Below are 21,769 nucleotides of genomic sequence, written 5' to 3' on the forward strand. Positions count from 1 at the left end.
AAGTTACTGCAGGCGGAACACCCGCACCAAATCACGCAACTGCTTCGCCTGGTCATTAAGAGATGCGGCCGCAGCGACCGACTCCTCTACCAGCGCGGAGTTTTGCTGAGTGGTGGAATCAATCATGCCAATGGCGCTGTTGATCTGGGAAATACCGTCGGTTTGTTCCTGGCTGGCTTGCTTGATCTCCCCGAGGATCGTATTCATTTCCTGCACGTTTTCGATCATACCGGCAATCTGCGCGTTTGCTTTCTCCACCAGCCCCATGCCTTCGCGTGTCTGGGTGGTCGAATTCTCAATCAGGCTTCTGATTTCGCTCGCTGATGAGGCACTTTTTTGCGCCAGCTGGCGAACTTCCCCGGCTACCACGGCAAAACCACGCCCGTGTTCTCCGGCGCGAGCCGCTTCCACCGCCGCGTTTAATGCCAGGATGTTGGTCTGGAACGCAATGGAGTCGATAAGGTTGATGATGTCCGACATACGGTTAGAGGTTTCATTAATCACGCGCATTTTGCTGGTGACCTGAGACATCATCTGGCCGTTATTTTTCACCACCGAGGCGGCTTCGGAAGAGAGTTTTGTTGCCTCGTTTGTGTGGTCAAAGGTGTTTTTCACCGTAGAGGTGATTTGCTCCATCGAAGCCGCCGTTTCTTCTACAGAGCTGGCCTGCTCTTCGGTACGCGCTGCCAAATCCTGGTTCCCGGCTACGATTTGTGCGGCGGCAGAGGAGATGGTTTCTGACCCCTGCTGGACCTGGTGGACAATCTCTTGCAGGCGGACTTTCATACTCATCAGCGCCTGCAGCAGTTCGCCTGTTTCATCTTTATGGGTGACGGTAATGCTCCCCGTAAGGTCGCCATCGGCAATCGCACCGGCAAACTCAACCGCACGAACCAGCGGGCGCGTAATGGAGCGAACCACAAACATACCAATGACGCTGCCCAGCGCGATACTCAACAGCGTCAGCAGAACGGTGACCAGGCGGTTAGAATGGTAATCTTTGTCTACCTGCTGCCCCGCGGCGGCCATCTTTTGATTCTGGATAACGATAAGCTCCTGCACCTTATCTTTGTATTTTTCCTGAATCTGAATGGTGGTGGACATCATTTCCTGCAGCGCGGCGGCGCGGTCGTTCTGCTGCACCGCCTGTAAAATACGAAACCGCGAGTCCAGATACTCTTTACGAATGTCGGCCAGCTCCCGCAGCGCTTTTTGTGACGCCGCATCGGTGCTGGACTTGTTCAAGTCCGCCAGTAGCGCAGTAATATGCGCACTAATCTCCGCAAGATGTTTTTCTGACTTCTGACGAAATACGCCGGCTTCATCCAGCAGCATCAGCTGCTGCGTATTCACAAACTCCTGGAAACTATCAATCAGGTCATTCGCTTTAACGGTTGTCGGATAATCATTGTTAACAATCGTCTGAATGCCGGTATTTGCCCGACTCAGGCTGAGCAAAGAAAGCCCTGAGCTGAAGACCATCAGCACAATAAAAATAGCGATCGTCAGCGTTAATTTGCTGCGAATTTTTACATCATGTAGTGACATTTTTTCTCCCTTGGGAAGCATATTTTTATGAATGCGCAAAATCCTCTGCGGCCGAAACAGCAGAAAATAAATAGCACAAAGGGATGGAAGCACCTCGTACAGGCTTATCGGATATATTCAGATTAACTTTATGAATTTGATCGGTTTTTTCTTATGGTCAGGCCAGATAGATAGCCGAAAGCTATTAATTGAATTGCGATTGATCGATGATTTGCGATAAGGAACGTTTTTTTATTCTATTTTTCCAAGAGCAATACTTTTGCTAACACTATTTTTATTAATACAGCAAGCGCGCGGCAAATATAAATCCACCACGCGCCGGTTTATTTAATTATTTAATATTTTATTAACAACCCTGAATTACCCTGGTCAGGGCAAGGAAATATCAAATTTGATAATCGATGGCGGGTTCTTCCGGCTCCAGCGCCAGGCGCTTAATCTCTTCGACCGACAGCTCTGGGTTGCACAGCTCAATAAAACGCCAGACATAGTTACGCTGCAGCTGCCCGCGGCGGATCCCGAGCCAGACGGTATTCGCGTCAAATAAGTGGCGCGTGTCCAGCCGCACCAGACTCCCCTCTTCGCCGCTGGCCTGGTCTGCCACCAGCCCAATACCCAGACCAAGCTCAACGTAGGTTTTTACCACGTCAGAATCCTGTGCGCTGAGCACCACGTCCGCGGTTAAACCACGCCGGGCAAACGCTTCATCTATACGGGAGCGGCCGGTAATGCCCTGACGGTAGGTGATCAGCGGCCAGCGACTAATGTCGTCCAGCGTTAGCGGGCTGGTATGAATTAACGGATGCCCCTGCGGAACCAGCAGGCTGTGGTACCAGCGGAACCATGGGTAGGCGACAACCAGAGGGTCGGTGCTCAGACGTTCGCTGGCGATGCCGATATCCGCTGCCCCGCTGTGTAACAGCGATTCGATTTCCTGCGGCGTGCCCTGAATCAGCTCCAGCCGGACTTCAGGGAATAAGGCGCGGAAGGCTTTGATCACCACCGGCAGGCTATAGCGAGCCTGAGTGTGGGTGGTCGCTATCGTTAGCACCCCGCTGGTGTCGTTGGTAAAGAGGTCAGCCAGGCGACGCACGTTGCTGGCTTCATTGAGAATACGTTCGGCAATCACCAACAGGGCTTTACCCGGTTCGGTCATACCTAATAACCGTTTGCCGCGGCGAATGAATATTTCAATCCCCAGCTCTTCTTCCAGCTCGCGAATATGGCGGCTGACGCCAGACTGAGAGGTGAAAAGCATATTGGCGACTTCGGTGAGATTGTAGTCCCGTCGCGCCGCCTCGCGGATTATTTTAAGTTGCTGGAAATTCACATCGCCCCCGGGATCATGACTGTTCTTTACACCATTGTTAAAGTCACAGCCCCGGCGGGACAAATAATAAAAACCAGCAACCTATTCCATTTAGTAATAAGCGGACTTAACCCACCAGCATCAATTCGCGATTTTCCAGCGCCGGGCGAGTGACCAGAGACATAAGAATTTCTTTTACCGCCTGGGCCTGAGGAGACAGCGGCAAACGCGCGGACAGGTTCAGCGACAGAGGTAAATTTAACGACGGGCTGGTGATGCGAGCCATCCAGCCGCCGGCAGAATCAGCAAGCGAACGGGCGGCGGATTCCGGCAGAACGGTCACGCCCATGCCGCTGGCAATGGCCGCGGTTAAGGTAGAAATGGACTCGATCTCACCGATAATTTTTGCCGTCAGGCGGCGCAGGGAGAAAGCCTCATCCACGCGCTTGCGTACCGCGCTGTAGTCGCGGGGCAGGAAAAGATTCATCGCGGCAACGTCCGATAAATCAACGCTGTTACCCGGACAGTCGCGGGTGCCCACGAGGAACAAATCTTCTTTCAGTAGCGGCTGACTGGTCAGCCCCGCCGTTGGCGTGCGGTCATACAACACCGCCATATCAAGCTGCCCGCTAAGCAATTTGTCATTCAACTGCGAGCCGCTATTTTCATGCAGATACACCTGCACATCCGGCAGTTCAGCGCGCACGGCCTGTAGCAGCGGCATGGTGATAGAGGAAGCCGCCATCCCCGGCGCAAGGCCAATAGAAACAAGGCCGTGCATGGTCTGGCCAACGTTATTTACCGCCAACTGGGCCTGCTCACACTGGCGCAAAATGGTTCGCGCGTGGGCATAAAGAATTTTCCCCGCTTCCGTCGGCGTGACGCCGCGTTTGGTGCGGATCAACAGTTGCTGATCCAACTCCCCTTCCAGAGTGGCAACCTGCTGGCTAAGCGCCGGCTGTGCGATGTGCAGTACTTCTGCCGCCTGAGTCAGGCTGCCAATATCAACGATTTTTACGAAGTACTTCAGTCGTCTTAAATTCATTTTGCCCCCTATTACGGTGTGCCAGCCAGTCATGGCAGTGATGTCGTTAAAGGTTTTGCAATATGCTTGCCACATTTTGAAATCTCTGCACAAACGAGATAACAGGCTGGATAATAAGAGAAACTGATAAAGCCCCGGCGGGGATTAACGAAACGAGGGTTTTGCTTATGCCCCATAAGAGGTACAAATGCACCATGAAGGTGCATTTAAAGGGATAAAAAGCGTGCCGGTGATAAGCCGACACGATGACTCACACCCCGGCCCACCACAGGCGCATTTTCATTCCCCAATAGCTTGTCCAGCCGCTGGTGGTGGACACCACCTGGCCTTTATCGATGATGACAAACGTGGGCGTGACGCCTATCTGCCAGCTGCGGGAGATAGCCCCGTCGGCATCGTTGACCACCGGGAAATGAACGCCTTTGCGCGCCAGCCAGCGGGAAACCTCACTTTCATTGCCGGAGCGAAGCGCGATAGTCATCACGTTCTGACCTTCGGCCTGTAGCTTCGCCACATCCGGCGTGGTGAAACGGCACACGGCGCACCAGCTGGCCCAGAAATAAACCAGCAGCGGACGATCCGCACTCAGCGCACCGAGGGTAACATCCTGCCCGTCCAGCGTGTGCAGCGGCGTGGCATCAAAAGCCACCGGCGACTGAGGCGCGCGCCACCAGTCCATCACCAGCATCACACCTGCCAGTAAAACCAGCAGGATTAATCCTTCCCGCAGCCAGCGCCGTAGTTTACTTGCCATGGGCAGCCGCCAGCTTTTCTTTAACCACCTCTTCCAGCGTTTCCCACGGCACCGCACCGGGGATCATTTCATCACCAATAATGGTGGCGGGAGTACCCTGCACGCCCACGATGCGCGCTAACTGAAGGTTAGTACTTAATGTTTCCATGCTTTTTTCGTCCGGGGTCACCGGCGTTGCCCCACTTTTTTCAACCGCCGCCGCAATGCTCGCCGCATCATGATAGCCCTTCTTCTGCATCAGCTTTTCATGCAGCGCCAGGAACTGGTCCGGGTGCTGGCGCCAGGTGGTCAGCACCGTACGCGCCGAAAGCACGGAGCTTTCGCCCTTAAACGGCAACGGCTTCACAATCACCGCCACATCCGGGTATTTCTGCACAATCTTTTCCAGCATCGGGTCGAGCTGTTTGCAATAAGGGCAGTTGTAGTCGGTGAAGTTTACCAGGGTTAACACCGGTTTCTTGGCGCCGAAGCGTGGGCTGGCCGGATCGTTAAACAGCGCCTGCTCAATCAGCACTTCAAGCTGCTTTTGCTGCTCGGCGGAAAACGGCGCGGGGGCTTCTTTTGCCGCCAGCGCCAGGCTGGAGAACAGAGATAGGATTAAAATAAAAGCGTATTTCATGGTGTTGTTCCTTTGGCTTCATCCAGGGTCGAGAGTACCGAGTCGCGTGACAGCAGCGTCGGCAGCACCCTGCCGTCCGGCAGGCCTGGGCCATAAATTTGGTTGAACGGCACGGCAACCTGGCCGCGGCTTCTCAAGAAGTCCGTGATTTGCTGAGACGGCAGCGTCCAGTCGCCGCGCAGGGCAACCACATCCGGCGCCTGCAGCGCAGCCTGCACATCCTCTTTGTTGAGCACGTTGTATTTGTTGGCTTTGCAGGTAATGCACCAGTCGGCGGTGACGTCGATAAACACGCGCTTATGCTGGGCCAGCGCGTCCTGAATCGCCTGCTCGCTGAGTGGCTGCCAGGCGATGTTTTCCTGTGCCGGCTTGCCGCCTGAAACCCCGAAATGCACCAGCAGCAGGCTTGCCAGCCAAATCGCAGAGCCGAGCATCAGCAGGCCAAGCACCCGGCGCAGCCAGGTCATCCATTTCCCCGGGCGCGGCAAGCGCATAGCAAGACCGGGACGCAGCGCAATCAGCAGCCACGGCAGGCTCATCCCCAGCCCTAACGCCAGGAAGAGCCCCCACAGCACCGGGTACGAAGCCGTGAGCGCCACGGCTACCGCCGTGCCAAGGAAAGGTGCGCTGCACGGTGTCGCCAGCAGCGTAGCAAAAGCGCCCTGCCAGAAATGCCCGGCCATGCCGGTGCCCCCCTGGGTTGCCAGGCGAGTGTTCATATTGGAAGAGAGCCGGAACTCAAACAGGCCAAACAGGTTAGCGCTGAACGCCAGCATCACCAGCGCCATAAAGCCGATAAACCACGGGTTCTGGAACTGAATGCCCCAGCCCAGCGCCTGGTTGGTCAGCCGCAGAATGGTCATCAGCAGCGCCAGCACCATAAAGGAAGCGATTATCCCCGCGACCGAGGCTAAAAACTGGCGCCGCACCAGGCCCCGGTCTTTCTGCTGCACCAGCAGAATAGACCCGAGCTTCATCCCCAGCACCGGCAGTACGCACGGCATCAGGTTAAGGATCAGGCCTCCCACCAGCGCCATCAGCACCACCTGCCAAAGCGGGAAGGCATCATTCCCCCCTGCCGCTGCCGACGCTGACCCAATCGTGAGCGTGTTTTGCTGAGCAATGCCGTTGTCGGCCAGAACCAGGGTAATCGATTTCCCGCGCAGATCCGGGGCGCCTTCACCCCAGCTGTCGCTGACCGGCACCGTGGCCTGCAGCGAGTCACCGTCAATGCGGAACGTTGGCTTGCCAAGATCGGCCTCTTCCGGCGGGTCGAGATAAAGCCCCGGCTCCGTCCAGCCCCCGGTACGCACAGCATCGATAACCAGGCTTCCCTGGCGATAGCCCGCTTTAAGCGAGTCGGTCAACCCGCTTTCAACCGGCACTTGCCCCATTGCCTGCGCGAAGTCATGGGCGAACTGAGCATCTGCCGCGGAAGGCGTGACGCTAAAGGCATAATCGGTCAGCAGGCAGACGTTGCTGCAGGTGGAGAGCGTCAGCACCCCGCGGATAGTGGCCGGCACCTGGCCGTGAAACACCATCGGAATGGTGACCCGGTCGTGGTAGCCCTGGGTTGTGATCCCGGCGACGTCAAAGCGCGAGGGCGTGGGCCAGAACCACTCAACTTTTGGCATTTCGCCCTGCCAGGCAATAGCCGGCGCCACGCCACCTTCCCCAGGCGATCGCCAGTAGGTTTTCCACCCTTTTTCGAGCTTCACGTCCAGTAAAAGACGAGTTTCGTTGTCACCCGAGGTATCAGCGCGCAGCCTGACGCTGGCGTGATCGTTATCCGGCGATTGCAGCCAGCCAGACTCTGCGGCCCAGGACACGGGCAGCCATAGCATGAGCAGGCACAGCAGCGCCTGCCTGAAGCGAATAAACATGTTTTTTCTCCATAAATGATTAACTAACTGTGGGTCACAGCCGGTCTGTCATTCACGGAAGACGCAGAAACGAAGATGCACCCTGAGGGTGGGTGGTGAAGTGGCTCTTGGAGGAGAAAACGGCATCCGCGTGGCACGCACGGGCGCCAACAGTGAAAGCAACAGGCAAATCGCGAACAATGCGCCATCGAACAAAACGGGCGGCACGCTCAACAGCGATTTGGCACTAAGTTCGCACGGCGTGACCGGCGAGTCACCGTCCGCCTGCGGATTGTCGGACTGTGTGGCAACAGCGCTGGTCACGGTTTCCATCTGCAATGCGTGCAGGCCCGCCATGCGCTGTGCGGTACAAACCAGTACCACAACACATGCCAGGTAAAGAAACCAAATCCCTATACGCCGCTGTTTTACCATCAGGTCCTCACTGTTTAACCCGGCTTATCTTAGCGGCTGGCAAAAGATTGGCAATCTTTGTGCTGTAAAGTTATGTCTGAGCATCTTTCCTGGCGATGTTTGCTTGTTTTATCGGCAAACGGTACAAAAGGCGCTTTGGAGGCTTTGACAAGCCAGTGCTGCCTCGCTAATATGCGCCCCGTTCACACGATTCCTCTGTAGTTCAGTCGGTAGAACGGCGGACTGTTAATCCGTATGTCACTGGTTCGAGTCCAGTCAGAGGAGCCATATTTAAGAAGCCCGCTTAAGGAAACTTAAGCGGGCTTTTTGCTTTTGATTTTCCGCATGATACTTACCTCTTCACAAAATTCATTATTCCTTCGCGCCAGCGGTTCACATTTTAAATTAGTCGGCTACTATTGAGCTATGGTGTACGCTTTTCATGCAATGAAACCCCGCTGTTTTATAAAATATTTTTCAGTATCCTGGTCGTTATGTTAGTAAATTTTGACGAAGAATTGCGGCATATTGCAGGGAACTGTAGAGAACGTGTAGGGATCGTGATAGATATAAAAGAAAAGCCCCCGCAAACGCAGGGGCTTAAGTTTCTTTATTTTTATTTTTTGTAATGTAAAATTACAAGTGCTTACAATCTTGTGCATCGGGAAATCGGTGTACTAGATAATAATCTGTGAACATTTTCCTTGGTGTTGCTCAGGTCTTTGACCGCCTGACCCGCTTGCGTGTTGGCGCGGCCGGTCAGGATTTTTTTAGTTTAGAGAAGGCCTTAGGCAAAAAAAAGCTGTCTTTAAGTACAGGGGGACTTCCACATACAGGGATACGCTATGTGTTCTGCAATTGAGTTTTTTATAAGTAATCATAATGATTTACACCCAGGCCTCGCCCGGGAACTGTATGCGTTACGCAAAAAAACATTTCATGAACGGCTCGAATGGAAGGTGGAATGTGAAGATAATCAGGAAAGAGATCAGTTCGATAACGCAAATACAACTTATTTAATGGGCATGTCGGAAGGCCAATTATTTTGTGGCGCACGCTTTATTGACGCCAAACATCCGACCATGACTGATGAAATATTTCATCAATATTTTAATAACATTAGTTTGCCAAAAGATATTCCGTGCTGCGAAATCACCCGATTATTTTTAGATAAAAATCGTCGTGACGAAGGGAATTTACGTACCCTACCCGCCAGTAAAGCTTTATTTCTGGCAATGATTATGTATTGCCTCAAAAATGGCTATCCCGGCATGCACGCGGTGACCAGTCGGGGGATGTACGCTATTTTCCGCCAGGCAGACTGGAAAGTTGAAGTTCTGCAGAAGGGGCTCTCAGAAAAGGGCGAGGCTGTTTATTATATTTTTATGCCCGCCAATCAGCAGATTATCGAAGATATTATTAACAAAGATAAAAACAGCGCATGGCTGCGCGACACGCTTACCCAGCTCCAGCACCTGTAACCACTCTCGACTCAGGCATCCAGCAGTCTGAGTTCGATACTGAGTTTAACCGCGTGACGAGCATTATTAACGCCGAGTTTTTTCATGGCATTGCCCATATGAAATTTAACCGTGCGTTCGGTAATTGACAGTATGACGGCGATTTCCGCATAGGTTTTTCCGGCGTACACCCACTGCAGAATTTGCTGTTCACGGGGCGACAGGAAAACATTCTTTTTCTGTCGAATATCGCTGTATAAATTCAGCATCTTTTGGTGCAGTTTGATAAAGAAGGCAATCACTGCCTCACGGTTTTCAGTGAGATTGACTTCCGAAGGCTGATGGCTGATCAGTGAAAGCACGACAAGGTTATTCACATAATCATGGAGCGGGTATGTATGCCCCTGCACAATGTTGTGCTGCGAACCTTCGTCAAAAATACGCTTCAGCGTATACCCGGATGAGACCATCATCCCGCTGTCCCATGAAAAATCCTCCAGGCTACTGAGAGACCGGACAATCACTGGGTCAATAAATTGATATTTGTTTTCGAGATAAATGTTAAACCATTGCGGATTGTTATTAATAATACGCATTTGGGAAGGGTCTTTCTTATTCATCACAGCATACGCGTAGGTCGTATGTTTGTAATTCAGAATAAATTCATCAAGTTCGCGCTGAATTAATGAGTTTACTTTGCTGTCGTTATAATAAGTGTCCTTCACAACCATGGCCATCCGTAGAATTAAGAGAGCAAAGTATAGATCATTTCCCTTCTCTTGCCACACCTCAATGCCACCGATTTGATGAATAAACGCAGGAATGGCCTAATATCCATTCCTGCGTAAAAATAAAAGTTAAATCACATAATCATCATACGCTTAGATTTCAGTCAGAATCTGACTAAAGTCGAGGCGTGACTTCGGCAACCCGGCATTAAAATCTTCCACGCTGCGGTAGCCCAGCGCCACCATCACCACGCTGGTCAGCCCTTTTTCACGCAGGCCAAACTCTGCGTCCAGCGCGGCGGCATCAAAGCCTTCAATCGGCACGGCATCAATGTTCAGGGTGGAAACGCCCAGCAGCAGCGTGCCCAGGTTGAGGTAAACCTGCTTCTCCATCCAGTGCTGCGCATCTTTCATGTCAAAACGGTGTTTATTGGCATAGAAAGAGCGGCCTTTGTGCTGCCCTTCTTTTGCCTGCTCCGTGGCAAAACGGCCATCTTCCTGCTCTTTTTGCAGCAGCGTTTGCAGGTGCGCATCGTCATAAACCGTTTTGGCGCAGAACACCACGACATGCGATGCATTGAGCACTTTAGGCTCGTTTGCCGCGTAAGGCCCGGTGGTCGCTTTGGCAATGCGCGCCTTGCCTTCATCACTGCTGGCCAGCATGAAATGCCACGGCTGTGAGTTGGTGCTGGATGGGCTCAGGCGCAACAGATTTTTAATTTTATCCACATCTTCAGCGGCAATTTTTTTAGACGCATCAAAAGCTTTCGTGGCATAACGGCGGGAGGCAGCATCAATAATATTCATCACTATTTCCAAATCAGTTTCTGTATTTTGCAGCAGCCAGCCTGGCCGCCGCGGATATAACTTAAAGGGCCACTTCGTCCAGCGGCACCAGCTTCAGCGGCTCCGCCAGCAGCGCGTCCATCTGTGTCACAAACGCCTGGAAGTGAGGCAGCGAATTGTGCAGGTCGAGCGCCTGCTGACCCCGCCACGACTCGCGAACATAAAACCTATCAGGCTCTTGTTTAAGCTGAAAAAGCGTGTAGTCGAGGCAGCCCGGCTCAAGGCGGCTAGGCGCAACCAGCGCTTTCAACGCGGCTTTGAGATTCTCCTGCTGGCCCGCCTTTGCTTTCAGCATCGCAATAATGGTCAGGGTTTCGGTCATCGCCATATCAGAAGCCCTCCAGCACGATTTTGCCCACCGCGCGCCCGGTTTCCAGCAGCGCGTGGGCGCGGCGCAGGTTGCCCGCGTTAATTGTGCCATAGTGTTCACCGAGCGTAGTTTTTAACACGCCCTGGTCAAGAAGCGCGGCGACTCTCGTCAGCAGATTATGCTGCTCAATAATATCGCTGGTGACAAACATCGAGCGGGTAAACATGAATTCCCAGTGTAGCGAAATGCTTTTAGCCTTGAGCGCGCGGACGTCCAGCGCCACCGGGTCATCAATCAGCGCAAATTTCCCCTGTGGGATCAGCGCTTCAATCAACTGGGCATAATGCTGTTCGGTATTGGTCAGGCTGGCAACGTGCGTAACGTGCTTAATGCCAATACGCTGCAACTCTTCGGTCAAAGGCTGGCTGTGGTTGATGACGTGGTGTGCGCCGAGTTCGGTCACCCACTTCTGGCTTTCCGGGCGAGAAGCCGTGCCAATCACCGTGGCTTTTGTCAGCCTGCGGGCTAGCTGGGTCAGAATGGATCCTACGCCACCGGCCGCGCCCACAATCAGCAACACATCATCTTCACCGCCGTTTTCCGGAATACCAAGGCGGTCGAAAAGCATTTCCCAGGCGGTGATAGCCGTCAGCGGTAATGCGGCTGCAGCAGCATTTTCCACGGACTGAGGTTTGAGTGCCGCAATGCGCTCGTCCACCAGCTGAAATTCACTGTTGCTGCCCGGGCGGGTCAGCGACCCGGCATACCACACGGCATCGCCCGGTTTGAAAAGCGTTACCGCCTCACCGACTTCCACAACGGTACCTACTGCATCCCAGCCCAGCACGCGGGGTGCGTCGCCGCTAAAGCCACTGCGGACTTTGGTATCAACGGGGTTAACGGAAATGGCGTTCACCGCCACCAGAATGTCATGGCCCTGAGCAACGGGCTTCGGCAGCGTAATGTCCTGCAGTGCATCAATGTTGCTGCCGTCTTTTGCGGCGCGAGTAATAGCAATAGCTTTCATAGCAGCTCCAATAAGGTAATGGGTTCATCAATTTAGTAAAATCATGGTACAAGGAGCGCTGAAGGTGAAAAACCGGCGTCAGGAAACAACACTTATACTCGGAGAGTGAAAATGCTCAGGCTGGAAGACCTTGCGCTGTTTGTCAGGGCGGCGGCGTTAAACAGTTTTAGCGATACCGCCAGAGAAGCCGGGCTGCAGCCGGCCCAGGTCAGCACCGCCATTAAGCGCCTGGAGCAAAACCTCAATATTCGCCTTTTTGCCCGCTCAACGCGAAGCCTGCGCCTGACGCCTGAAGGTGAAGCCTGGTTGCCTTATGCCCAGCAGGTGCTGCAGACGCTGGATGCCGGGTACGAACAGATCCAGCCGCCCAGCGACGAAGTGCGTGGCACGCTACAAATCGCCGTGCCTTCAGACCTGGGGCGCAATCTCCTGCTCGACGTCTTTCAGCAATTTCGCAGCACTTACCCGGCGCTAAGCCTGAAGCTTCTGTTTTCCGATCGAATAACCGATGTGTTTAAAGACCCGGTGGATGTGGCCTTTCGCTATGGCAATAACGATGATGCGTCGTATATCGCCCTGCCGGTCGCGCCAGAAAACCGCCGCGTGCTGGTCGCTTCCCCGGCCTATCTTGCTCGCTACGGTGAACCTCAAACTCTTGCCGATCTGGCTCAGCACAATGCGCTGACGTTTGTTCTTCGGGGGCGGGTGCACAATAGCTGGTCGTTCAGCCGGCACGGCAAAATGCTGCAGGTGGCGGTGAAAGGCTCGATGATGAGCGATGATGCAGAAGTGATCCACAGGCTGGCGGTGAAAGGTGAAGGCATTACCTACAAATCCTGGCTGGACGTCAGCGAAGATGTCCAGGAAGGCCGCTTAAAGCTGCTGTTGCCGCAGTATGAAGGGGACAGCATTCCGCTGAATCTGATCTGCCCGCACCGTAAGCAGTTGTCTACTACGGTGAGGCTGTTGCATGCGGCGGTCAAGGCACGCTGCGAAAACGCGATGCGCACCCTGCCCGTTATAGAAGCTTAAAACGTAACCCAGTCATCCCCCGCAGTGGTAACGGCGGCGGCTTTTGCCTGAGGTTTTACCTTCGTTTCTTCCCTGGCCTGTTCCTCACGTCCGGACAGGCGGAAACGCGACACCGCTTTTTGCAGCATTTCAGTCTGGCCTTCGAGCGCCGCCGCAGCCGCCGAGATCTGCTCCACCAGGGCGGCGTTTTGCTGAGTCACGCTGTCCATTTCACTCACCGCCACGCTCACCTGAGAAATGCCTTTGCTCTGTTCGTCCGTCGCCGAGGCAATTTGCTTCATGATTTGCGTCGTGTCAGACACGGCCTGCAGTACCTCTTTCATGGTGTTGCCCGCCTCGTTCACCAGCGCCGATCCGCTATTCACCCGGCTTACCGAGTCGGCAATCAGCGTTTCAATCTCTTTCGCCGCGCCCGCGCTGCGGCTGGCCAGATTACGTACTTCCCCCGCCACTACGGCAAAACCTCTGCCCTGCTCACCTGCGCGTGCGGCCTCGACGGCGGCGTTAAGCGCCAGAATGTTGGTCTGGAATGCAATGCTATTGATGACGCTGGTGATCTCACTGATTTTGCGGGAACTGTCGGAGATCCCTTCCATCGTGACAACCACATCGCCCACCAGCTTGCCGCTGCGGCTGGCGGTTTGTGATGCTTTCTCCGCAATGCTGCTGGCCTGGCGGGCATTCTCGGCGTTGAATTTAACCGTGGCCGTTAGCTGCTCCATGCTGGCGGCGGTTTGTTCCAGCGCGGCGGCCTGCTCTTCGGTTCGCGAAGAGAGATCGTTATTGCCGGAGGAGATCTCCGCCGAGCCACGATAAATGTTCTCGGTGCCGCTGCGAATCGCGCTCACCGCCTCACGCAGACTGCCCTGCATCCCGGCCAGCAGCGGGAATAACTTGCCGACGCAGTTTCGCCCAAAGTCCTCAACCGGATGGCTGAGGTCGCCTTTAGCAATCACCGAGAAATGATCCCGAATACGATCCAGCGGCTTCACGAGCAGGTTCACCAGATAGCGGTCGGTAAACAGCAGGATCAGCAGCCCAATAACAATGGCGACCACTACGGTGACTTTCATCAGGCGAGTCAGCGAGTCCACGGCAACCCTCGTCCGATCAAGCCGCTCTTCGGCCACGGCGGTAAACTTGCTGCTGCTGGCGCCAAAGGCGCGGCTGAGCGGAGGCGTCACCTGAGTGGCCTGCTGGCGATAATCCCCCGCGCTCCCCTGCTGAGCAAGCTGCATCTGCACCGCCACGCCGCTATCCAAAAGCTGCTGCCATTTCTCTATGACGTCGGCAGAAACGACCGGATCCATTGGCCCAGGAGAAACGCTCTTCAGACGCTCAAGCTCGCTTTTCATGTTGTCCAGCGCTTCCTGAACGGGCTTAAAGTCGGTACTTTCCCCGGCAGCCTTCGCCTCCATTACCCGCGAAAGGCGAGTAATAAAGCGAAAATACTGGTCATTACCTTTACTCAGAATAGTCATCTGCGACACCAGCTGATGGTCAACGGCGTTGCCGTCCCCCAGCTTCGCCAGTGAATAAACGGTAAACACGCCCACGGCTGACCACAGCAGGCAAAACAGCCCCAGTACGGTGAGCAGCACCCGGCGCACGGTAAAATTCTTTAACATCCCCATGTCATTCCCCTCATCGTTATTGTCGTTATCCCATCAAGCTCGGGTATCACAGGGGTTATCGGCAATCTTTACGCGGGTATTCATTTATTTGTGATGAATTTTTTATGAGGCTCGCAACTCTCCCCGTCTTCCGCTTCCGTTCTGCTCCCGGCGTGACATACTGAGACACTAACCCGGCCAGAACCGGTAAAGGAGAATCAATGAATAATAACGTTGTATGCCAGGGGCTGACGCCTGCTGAAGCCCTGGACAAGCTGGAAGCACTGTATGAAAACTCGGTAACCGCCCTTCGCGACGCGATTGCCCTCTACACCCAACAAGGCACGCTGCCGGACGTAGACGCGCGTTCCGACGGGCTGTTTGTCTACCCGGAACTGCGGGTCAGCTGGGACGGCGTTCCCCGCGGCCCGAAAAATACCCGCTCCTATGCCCGCTTTACCCACTCCGGCAGCTACACCACCACGGTGACGCGTCCCGCGCTGTTTAAAAGCTACCTGAACGAGCAACTGAGCCTGCTGTGTGAAGACTATGGCGTCCACATTGAAGTTGGCCCTTCTCAGCACGAGATCCCTTATCCTTATGTGATTGACGGCCTGAATCTCGACCGCACCATGAGCGCCGGGCTGACGCGCCATTTCCCGACCACCGAGCTGTCACAAATTGGCGATGAAACCGCCGACGGCCTGTTCCACCCGACGGAAGCCTGGCCGCTTTCGCACTTCGACGCTCGCCGGGTAGATTTCTCGCTGGCTCGCCTGCGCCATTACACCGGCACGCCGGTGGAGCACTTCCAGCCCTTCGTGTTGTTCACCAACTACACCCGTTACGTGGACGAATTTGTTCGCTGGGGCTGCCAACAAATCCTCGATCCGGACAGCCCGTATATCGCGCTGTCCTGCGCCGGAGGTACCTGGCTTACCGCCGAAACGGAAGCCCCGGAAGAAGCGATTTCCGACCTGGCGTGGAAAAAACACCAGATGCCGGCCTGGCACCTGATCGACAAAAACGGCAGCGGCATTACGCTGATTAACATTGGCGTTGGCCCGTCAAACGCCAAAACCATCTGTGACCACCTCGCGGTGCTGCGTCCGGATGCCTGGCTGATGATTGGCCACTGCGGTGGCCTGCGTGAAAGCCAGCAGATTGGCGACTACGTGCTGGCCCACGCCTACCTGCGTGACGATCACGTTCTGGATGCCGTGTTGCCGCCGGACATTCCTATTCCAAGCATCGCCGAGGTCCAGCGCGCCCTTTACGACGCCACCAAACAGGTGAGCGGGATGCCGGGCGAAGAAGTTAAACAGCGGCTGCGCACCGGCACGGTGGTCACCACCGATGACCGTAACTGGGAACTTCGTTATTCAGCTTCTGCGCTGCGCTTCAACCTCAGCCGCGCGGTGGCTATCGACATGGAAAGCGCAACGATTGCCGCCCAGGGTTATCGCTTCCGGGTGCCTTACGGCACGCTGCTGTGCGTTTCGGACAAACCGCTGCATGGCGAAATTAAGCTGCCGGGCCAGGCCAACCGTTTCTATGAAGGGGCGATTTCGGAGCACCTGCAAATTGGCATTCGCGCCATTGATTTGCTGCGTGCCGAAGGGGAAAAGCTGCACTCGCGCAAGCTGCGTACCTTCAACGAACCGCCGTTCCGTTAACAAAAATAATAAGGAAGCTGGATGCAACACACTTCATCACTCGGCGCGCTGCGGGCGTTGCTCCGGGAGCGCGAGCTGGATGGGATCATCGTGCCGCGCGCCGATGCCCATCAGAGCGAATACTGTGCGCCTCATGACAATAAACTTGAGTTTATCAGCGGCTTTACCGGTTCCGCCGGGCTGGCGCTAGTGCTTGCCGACCGCGCCCTGCTGTTTGTGGACGGGCGCTATCAGGTGCAGGCTCGCCATCAGGTGAATCTGCAGGAGTTTGAGATTCATCATCTGCACGACGAGCCGCTTCACCTTTGGCTACGAGATAACCTTCCGGCGGGCAAACGCATTGCCTTCGAATCGCTGCTGATGGTCAACAGCCAGTACGAAAACCTGCGCACCAGCGGCTGCGATCTGGTGGCGCTGGATGACGATCCGCTCGATGCTATCTGGCCAGATCGCCCGGCGGCACCCTGCGGTGAAATTATCGCCATGCCGGACGACATCAGCGGCGAAAGCTCTGCGTCAAAGGGGGCACGGATCGCCCAGACGCTGAGCCAGGCAGGAGCCGATTATCTGGCGCTGACGCAGCCGGACAATATCGCCTGGCTGCTGAACGTGCGTGGCTCGGACATTCCGATGAGCCCGGTGCCGCACTCCTTCGCGCTGGCGAGCGCCAGGGGCGACATTGAATGGTTTGTGGCGGAAGGCAAACTGCGGAAGCTGGATAAAGCCTGGCTCAGCGGCATCACCATCCGCCCGATGGCTGAATTCCTTGCCCGCTGCCAGCAGGTAGCGACCGGGAAACACATTCTCATCGACGCGGACTCTGCGCCGGTCGCCGTACGCTTTGCCGTGGAGCAAGGCGGGGGCAGCGTGCTGTGGGCGCCGGATCCTGTGACGCTTATCAAAGCCAATAAGAACGAGACCGAGCTGGCGGGCTACCGCGACAGCCACATCGAAGACGGCGTGGCCTGGGTGAATTTCCTTGCCTGGCTGACCCGAGAAGTGCCGCGCCGCGAAGCCGCAGGCAATCCAGTCACCGAGCTGGAGGCCCAGGAAAAACAGCTCAGCTTCCGCCAGCAGGGCTCCACCTTTACCGAGCAAAGCTTTAGTACCATTTCCGCAGCGGGCAGCAACGCCGCGATGTGCCACTACCACTCTTCGCCGGAAACGAATTTCGCCCTCACCGCCGCGCAGTTCTACCTCAATGATTCCGGCGGGCAGTATATCAACGGCACAACGGATGCCACCCGCACGCTCAGCTTTGGTGAGCTGGATGCGACCCGCCGCCTGCACTACACCGCCGTGCTGAAAGGCTTCCTGGCGCTGATTTCACTGCAGTTCCCGCAGGGGGCTCAGGGCCACCAGCTCGATGCCTTTGCCCGCCGCCCGCTGTGGGAACTAGGGCTGGATTACGACCACGGTACCGGGCACGGCGTCGGCCACCGGCTGATGATCCACGAAAACCCGCACCGTATGGCGAAGAAGGTGAGCCCGTGGCCGATGCTGCCGGGCAACATCATCACCATCGAGCCGGGTTATTACCTGGCGGACACCCACGGGATCCGTATCGAAAACCAGGTCGAGGTGATTGCCTCCCGGCCAGGCTTCTGCAAATTCGCGTCGCTGACGCTGATCCCTATCGATTTGTCCGCCGTCGACGTTGATTTGCTCAGCCCGCAGGACATCGCCTGGCTTGACGATTACCACCGGCAGGTGCGGGACACCCTCTCCCCACGGGTGAACGAAGAAGTTCGGGAGTGGCTGGAAGCCGCCACATTGCCCGTCAGTCAACAGCGCAAGCAGTAACCGTTTAAGGCCGCTTTTGCGGCCTTTTATAGGTGCTGACCCAGAGGGAAAAAGCGTGGTTTTTCCCTCTGGGTGGTTATCAGCCGAAAATCAATGAATTGATTTTCCTGTTTGTTTAAATGAGCCGTCGGGTACTTCTTCCCTCGCCAGGGCTTTGCCAGCTGTCTGTTAAGGCCGCTTTTGCGGCCTTTTTCATTGAGTTGCTGGATTAATCGGCAGTTGAACGCATTTCACCAAAACAGCCTTTGACAACCCAGACTCACCCCGTTAGTATTCGCCCCGTTCACACGATTCCTCTGTAGTTCAGTCGGTAGAACGGCGGACTGTTAATCCGTATGTCACTGGTTCGAGTCCAGTCAGAGGAGCCATATTTAAGAAGCCTGCTTAGGAAACTAAGCAGGCTTTTTGCTTTTCTGCGCCGGCAAAACCCGCCACAAAAAAAGCCCGCTTAATTCAGCTTAAGCGGGCTTTTATTCTCTAACGCGGGCCGTGTTATTCCCAGGCGCGTTCGGCTTTGCTGGCGTCAAACACCGGCGGTGGCCTGCGGAAGCGGCGGGTGAGGAAGGCCAGATACAGAATACCCACCGCGGCCCACACCAAGCCCAGCGTCAGGGACGTCACTTCGAGGTTCACCCACAGCACCGCCACTGTTGCCGCGCCAATGAGCGGCAGAATGAGGTAGTGCAGCTTCTCGCGCCAGGTTTTGTTGCGGCCTTCGCGACGCCAGAAGTGGTTGAACACCGACAGATTGACGAAGGTGAAGGCCACCAGCGCACCGAAGTTAATCAGCGCCGTGGCCGTCACCAGGTCAAAGAACAGCGCGGACAGTGCCACAATACCCACCATGATCACGTTCAGCGCCGGGGTGCGCCATTTGGGGTGCACGTAGCCGAAGTATTTTTCCGGGAATACGTTGTCACGCCCCATCACATAAAGCAGGCGAGAAACGCTGGCGTGGGAGGCAAGCCCGGAAGCCAGGGTATTCACAAAGGTCGTGCAGAGGAAAATAGACTGGAACAGCTTGCCGCCGACGTACAGCGCAATCTCCGGCAGCGCCGCGTCCGGATTTTTAAAGCGGCTGATGTCCGGGAAGAACAGCTGCATAAAGAACGATGCCACAATAAAGATAATGCCGCCGTAGGCCGCAGTCAGGAAAATAGCTTTCGGGATGGTGCGCGCCGCGTCCGGTGTCTCTTCCGACAGCGTAGTGACCGCATCGAAACCGAGGAACGAGAAACAGACTATCGTCGCGCCGGTGATGACCGGGATCAGGTGCGCATTTTCACTGATAAACGGCTGCAGCGACCAGACGGTGCCCACGCCCTCGCCTTTATGCAGCCCCTGCACCACCAGAATAATAAACACCACCATGATGGCTATCTGGACCAGCACAAACAGGGTGTTGAAGTTCGCCACCAGGTTGACGCTCTTCAGGTTGGCCGCCGTCAGGATGCAGACAAAACCTACCACCCAAATCCACGGCGGGACTTCAGGGAATAGCGCCGAGAGGTAAATTTTTGCCAGCAGAACGTTAATCATCGGCAGGAACAAATAGTCCAGCAGCGACGACCAGCCCACCATAAAACCAACGTGCGGGCTAATGGCCTTTTGAGCATAGGTATAGGCTGAACCGGCCTGCGGGAACTGGCGCACCAGTTTGCCGTAGCTGATGGCGGTAAACAGCACCCCCGCCAGCGCAAGCAGGTAGGACGCCGGGACGTGACCGTCGCTGATGCCGGACACGATACCAAAGGTATCAAACACCGACATCGGCGTGAGATAGGCCAGCCCCATCACTACCACCTGCCAGAGTTTCAGAGATTTGCGCAGCTGCGGTTTCCCCGCCTGCGAAGCCATGTCTACGGAGGAATTAGTCGCCATGACGATGTTCCCCCACGCGGATACAGGTTTGCGAAACGTTCTTCGTTCGGGCAAACCTGCTTAGCCTGGGGGTTAATCGTAACTGTCGGGGAACGGGAATAAGGTTCACGCAGGCCGCTGGCCCGTCGTTATCAATGCGGCAGCAGCGTTCGCCCTCGCCGTGCGGATATTTAAACATTTGCGTCTGCATCATTTCATTTCCTCGTCGTACACATTGTCGTTAACTGAAGACCCGTTGCCGCCCGCGCTCCATTACGCGACTCCGGGAAATGGCAGGTTGCCCTGCAAAACGTCCGGCCTGGCTCCGCTCAGTCCGTATGATGCTACTTATGTATCCACTTGCCCGGCCAGGCTTGCTCTGGCGGGCAGGCGGCACAATCAGGCGTTTTTCAACATCCACTCAATTTCAGTTTCTGTGATTAAACGCTCAAACTGCACCAGCTCATCGTGCTTGCACGCATGGAAAACGTGGGCGAAACGCTCGCCCAACAGGCTGCGCAGATGGTCGTTCTGGGTAAATTCCCATAGCGCATCGCTCTGGCGGATTGGGAACGGCAGCCCTTCCTGCTCCAGCCCGTTGCCTTCAACTTCTTCCTGCAGCGGCAGGTCGTTATCCAGCCCGTGTAAAATGCCGGCCAGAATCGTCGCCATCACCAGGTACGGGTTGGCATCTGCCCCCGCCACGCGATACTCCACGCGGTGGTTGTCCCGGTCGCCGCAAGGAATACGCAGCGCCACGGTGCGGTTGTTATGCCCCCAGGAAGCCTGGGTCGGGACATACATCCCCGGCTGGAAGCGACGCCATGAGTTCACGTTCGGCGCCAGCAGAGCCATAGAAGACGGCATCAGGTGGATCATGCCCGCCAGCGCGCGTTTCAGCAGCGCTGAGTCTTCACCATCGGCGTCCGCCAGCACGTTTTCACCTTTGTTATTCAGCACGCTGATGTGGATGTGCATCCCGCTGCCCGCATGCTCTTCATACGGCTTCGCCATAAAAGTGGCGTGCATCTTATGCTTCTCTGCGACAGTTCGCACCAGGCGTTTTAACGCCAGCGCATCATCGCAGGCATCCAGCACGTTATCGGTGTGGTGCAGGTTGATTTCAAACTGCCCGGGGGAGGCCTCCGCCACCGCCCCGTCGGCCGGGATCAGCTGCAGGCGAGCCAGGTCGTCGATGTCAGTCAGCACATCGGCAAAGTGGTTTAAATTATCGACGGAGTAAACCTGGCTTTGGGTATTGCGGTCGTCGGTGCCCGGCGCACAGGGCGGCTGTAAATAGCCTTCGGCGTCGCGCTGGCGGTCAATTAAATAGAACTCCAGCTCTACCGCTACCACGGGGAACAAGCCACGCTGGCGCAGCTGCTGCCAGAGTCGGTTCAGCACGTTCCGCGGCTCAACGTCAAAGGGAGCGCCATCTTCATCCAGCATGGTCAGCATCATCTGCCCGATAAACTCGGGGTCGGCCGCCGAGGGAGTCAGCGTTCCCGGCACCGGTACGCAGCGGCGATCCGGCTCACCCAGCTCCTGCCCCAGCCCGGCCTCTTCTACTACATTGCCGAGGATATCCATGGCAAACACTGACGCCGGGAAGTAGCAGCCCTTTTCTACCTTACGCAGTCCGGCCACCGGAATACGTTTTCCACGGAAGCAGCCGTTCAGGTCAGTGAGCAGGACATCGACATATTGGGTATTGGGATAACGTTCAAGAAAGGTATTCACTTCGCGTGCAAACGCGCTACTTCGTCTCTCTTCGGAATGCTGAACAAAATTCTCAACTTCTACGATATTGGTTTCCATGATTCACCGCCGTTGCGTTGGATGCCGGTCGCTGATGTCGACCGT

18 protein-coding genes and 2 tRNA genes are annotated in these 21,769 nt (G+C 55.6%); 6 read left to right on the forward strand and 14 right to left on the reverse strand.

Annotation, left to right across the window (positions count from 1 at the left end; translation table 11 throughout):
* Positions 1-3: 3 nt before the first annotated feature.
* The 7 genes from VW41_14290 to VW41_14320 form a co-directional block, all read right to left on the reverse strand.
* Complete coding sequence (locus VW41_14290) at positions 4-1,548, reverse strand: chemotaxis protein (GenBank protein AJZ90106.1); 1,545 nt, start codon at positions 1,546-1,548, stop codon at positions 4-6.
* A 385-nt stretch (positions 1,549-1,933) separates the two neighbouring features.
* Positions 1,934-2,878 carry a transcriptional regulator Cbl gene (cbl, locus tag VW41_14295; protein AJZ90107.1) on the reverse strand — a complete coding sequence of 315 codons (945 nt, stop codon included), beginning with the start codon at positions 2,876-2,878 and terminating at the stop codon, positions 1,934-1,936.
* A gap of 106 nt (positions 2,879-2,984) precedes the next feature.
* On the reverse strand, positions 2,985-3,902 hold the full coding sequence (locus tag VW41_14300; GenBank protein ID AJZ91983.1) for a nitrogen assimilation transcriptional regulator: 918 nt from the start codon (positions 3,900-3,902) through the stop codon (positions 2,985-2,987).
* Positions 3,903-4,152: 250 nt separating this feature from the next.
* The gene (locus VW41_14305) at positions 4,153-4,656 is read right to left on the reverse strand and encodes an alkyl hydroperoxide reductase (GenBank protein ID AJZ90108.1); all 504 of its coding nucleotides are present in this window, start codon (positions 4,654-4,656) and stop codon (positions 4,153-4,155) included.
* Entirely contained in the window at positions 4,646-5,275 is a 630-nt protein-coding gene (locus tag VW41_14310) for a DSBA oxidoreductase (protein AJZ90109.1), read from the reverse strand. The genes VW41_14305 and VW41_14310 overlap by 11 nt, the downstream gene beginning before the upstream one ends.
* Positions 5,272-7,158, reverse strand: coding sequence for a protein-disulfide reductase (locus VW41_14315; protein AJZ90110.1), 1,887 nt, complete (start codon positions 7,156-7,158; stop codon positions 5,272-5,274). Before VW41_14315 ends, VW41_14310 begins: the two co-directional genes overlap by 4 nt.
* 48 nt (positions 7,159-7,206) lie before the next feature.
* A complete protein-coding gene (locus tag VW41_14320) occupies positions 7,207-7,572 on the reverse strand; it encodes a copper resistance protein (GenBank protein AJZ90111.1) in 366 nt (121 codons plus the stop codon).
* 191 nt (positions 7,573-7,763) lie between these two features.
* Between VW41_14320 and VW41_14325 the strand changes: the two genes are divergently transcribed.
* Both VW41_14325 and VW41_14330 read left to right on the forward strand, forming a co-directional pair.
* A tRNA-Asn gene (locus tag VW41_14325) sits at positions 7,764-7,839 on the forward strand.
* 557 nt (positions 7,840-8,396) lie between these two features.
* The gene (locus VW41_14330) at positions 8,397-9,032 is read left to right on the forward strand and encodes an N-acyl homoserine lactone synthase CroI (protein ID AJZ90112.1); all 636 of its coding nucleotides are present in this window, start codon (positions 8,397-8,399) and stop codon (positions 9,030-9,032) included.
* A gap of 11 nt (positions 9,033-9,043) precedes the next feature.
* Here the strand turns inward: VW41_14330 and VW41_14335 are convergent, their stop codons facing one another.
* The 4 genes from VW41_14335 to VW41_14350 all read right to left on the reverse strand — a co-directional run bounded on the left by VW41_14335 (position 9,044) and on the right by VW41_14350 (position 11,922).
* Entirely contained in the window at positions 9,044-9,742 is a 699-nt protein-coding gene (locus VW41_14335; GenBank protein ID AJZ91984.1) for a transcriptional regulator, read from the reverse strand.
* 150 nt (positions 9,743-9,892) lie between these two features.
* Positions 9,893-10,546: a dihydropteridine reductase gene (locus tag VW41_14340; GenBank protein ID AJZ90113.1), complete on the reverse strand. Its 654-nt coding sequence runs from the start codon at positions 10,544-10,546 to the stop codon at positions 9,893-9,895.
* Between the two features lie 61 nt (positions 10,547-10,607).
* Positions 10,608-10,913: an antibiotic biosynthesis monooxygenase gene (locus VW41_14345; GenBank protein AJZ90114.1), complete on the reverse strand. Its 306-nt coding sequence runs from the start codon at positions 10,911-10,913 to the stop codon at positions 10,608-10,610.
* Between the two features lies 1 nt (position 10,914).
* Complete coding sequence (locus VW41_14350) at positions 10,915-11,922, reverse strand: NADPH:quinone reductase (GenBank protein AJZ90115.1); 1,008 nt, start codon at positions 11,920-11,922, stop codon at positions 10,915-10,917.
* 111 nt (positions 11,923-12,033) lie between these two features.
* Between VW41_14350 and VW41_14355 the strand changes: the two genes are divergently transcribed.
* Positions 12,034-12,954 (forward strand): LysR family transcriptional regulator, encoded by a 921-nt coding sequence (locus VW41_14355; protein AJZ90116.1) that lies wholly within the window; start codon positions 12,034-12,036, stop codon positions 12,952-12,954.
* Here the strand turns inward: VW41_14355 and VW41_14360 are convergent.
* Positions 12,951-14,588, reverse strand: a complete 1,638-nt coding sequence (locus VW41_14360; protein AJZ90117.1) for a chemotaxis protein — start codon at positions 14,586-14,588, stop codon at positions 12,951-12,953. The genes VW41_14355 and VW41_14360 overlap by 4 nt on opposite strands.
* A gap of 200 nt (positions 14,589-14,788) precedes the next feature.
* Between VW41_14360 and VW41_14365 the strand changes: the two genes are divergently transcribed.
* From VW41_14365 to VW41_14375, 3 genes are all read left to right on the forward strand, one after another.
* Entirely contained in the window at positions 14,789-16,243 is a 1,455-nt protein-coding gene (locus VW41_14365; GenBank protein AJZ90118.1) for an AMP nucleosidase, read from the forward strand.
* Positions 16,244-16,264: 21 nt separating this feature from the next.
* Positions 16,265-18,046, forward strand: coding sequence for an X-Pro aminopeptidase (locus VW41_14370; GenBank protein AJZ90119.1), 1,782 nt, complete (start codon positions 16,265-16,267; stop codon positions 18,044-18,046).
* 292 nt (positions 18,047-18,338) lie between these two features.
* A tRNA-Asn gene (locus tag VW41_14375) sits at positions 18,339-18,414 on the forward strand.
* A 124-nt stretch (positions 18,415-18,538) separates the two neighbouring features.
* Here VW41_14375 and VW41_14380 read toward each other — a convergent pair.
* Together VW41_14380 and VW41_14385 are read right to left on the reverse strand one after the other, a co-directional pair.
* Entirely contained in the window at positions 18,539-19,927 is a 1,389-nt protein-coding gene (locus tag VW41_14380) for a Putrescine importer PuuP (protein ID AJZ90120.1), read from the reverse strand.
* 378 nt (positions 19,928-20,305) lie between these two features.
* Positions 20,306-21,724 carry a gamma-glutamylputrescine synthetase gene (locus VW41_14385; protein AJZ90121.1) on the reverse strand — a complete coding sequence of 473 codons (1,419 nt, stop codon included), beginning with the start codon at positions 21,722-21,724 and terminating at the stop codon, positions 20,306-20,308.
* Between the last annotated feature and the right edge of the window lie 45 nt (positions 21,725-21,769).

Source organism: Klebsiella michiganensis, from assembly GCA_000963575.1.
In the GTDB taxonomy this organism is placed as follows: domain Bacteria; phylum Pseudomonadota; class Gammaproteobacteria; order Enterobacterales; family Enterobacteriaceae; genus Cedecea; species Cedecea michiganensis_A.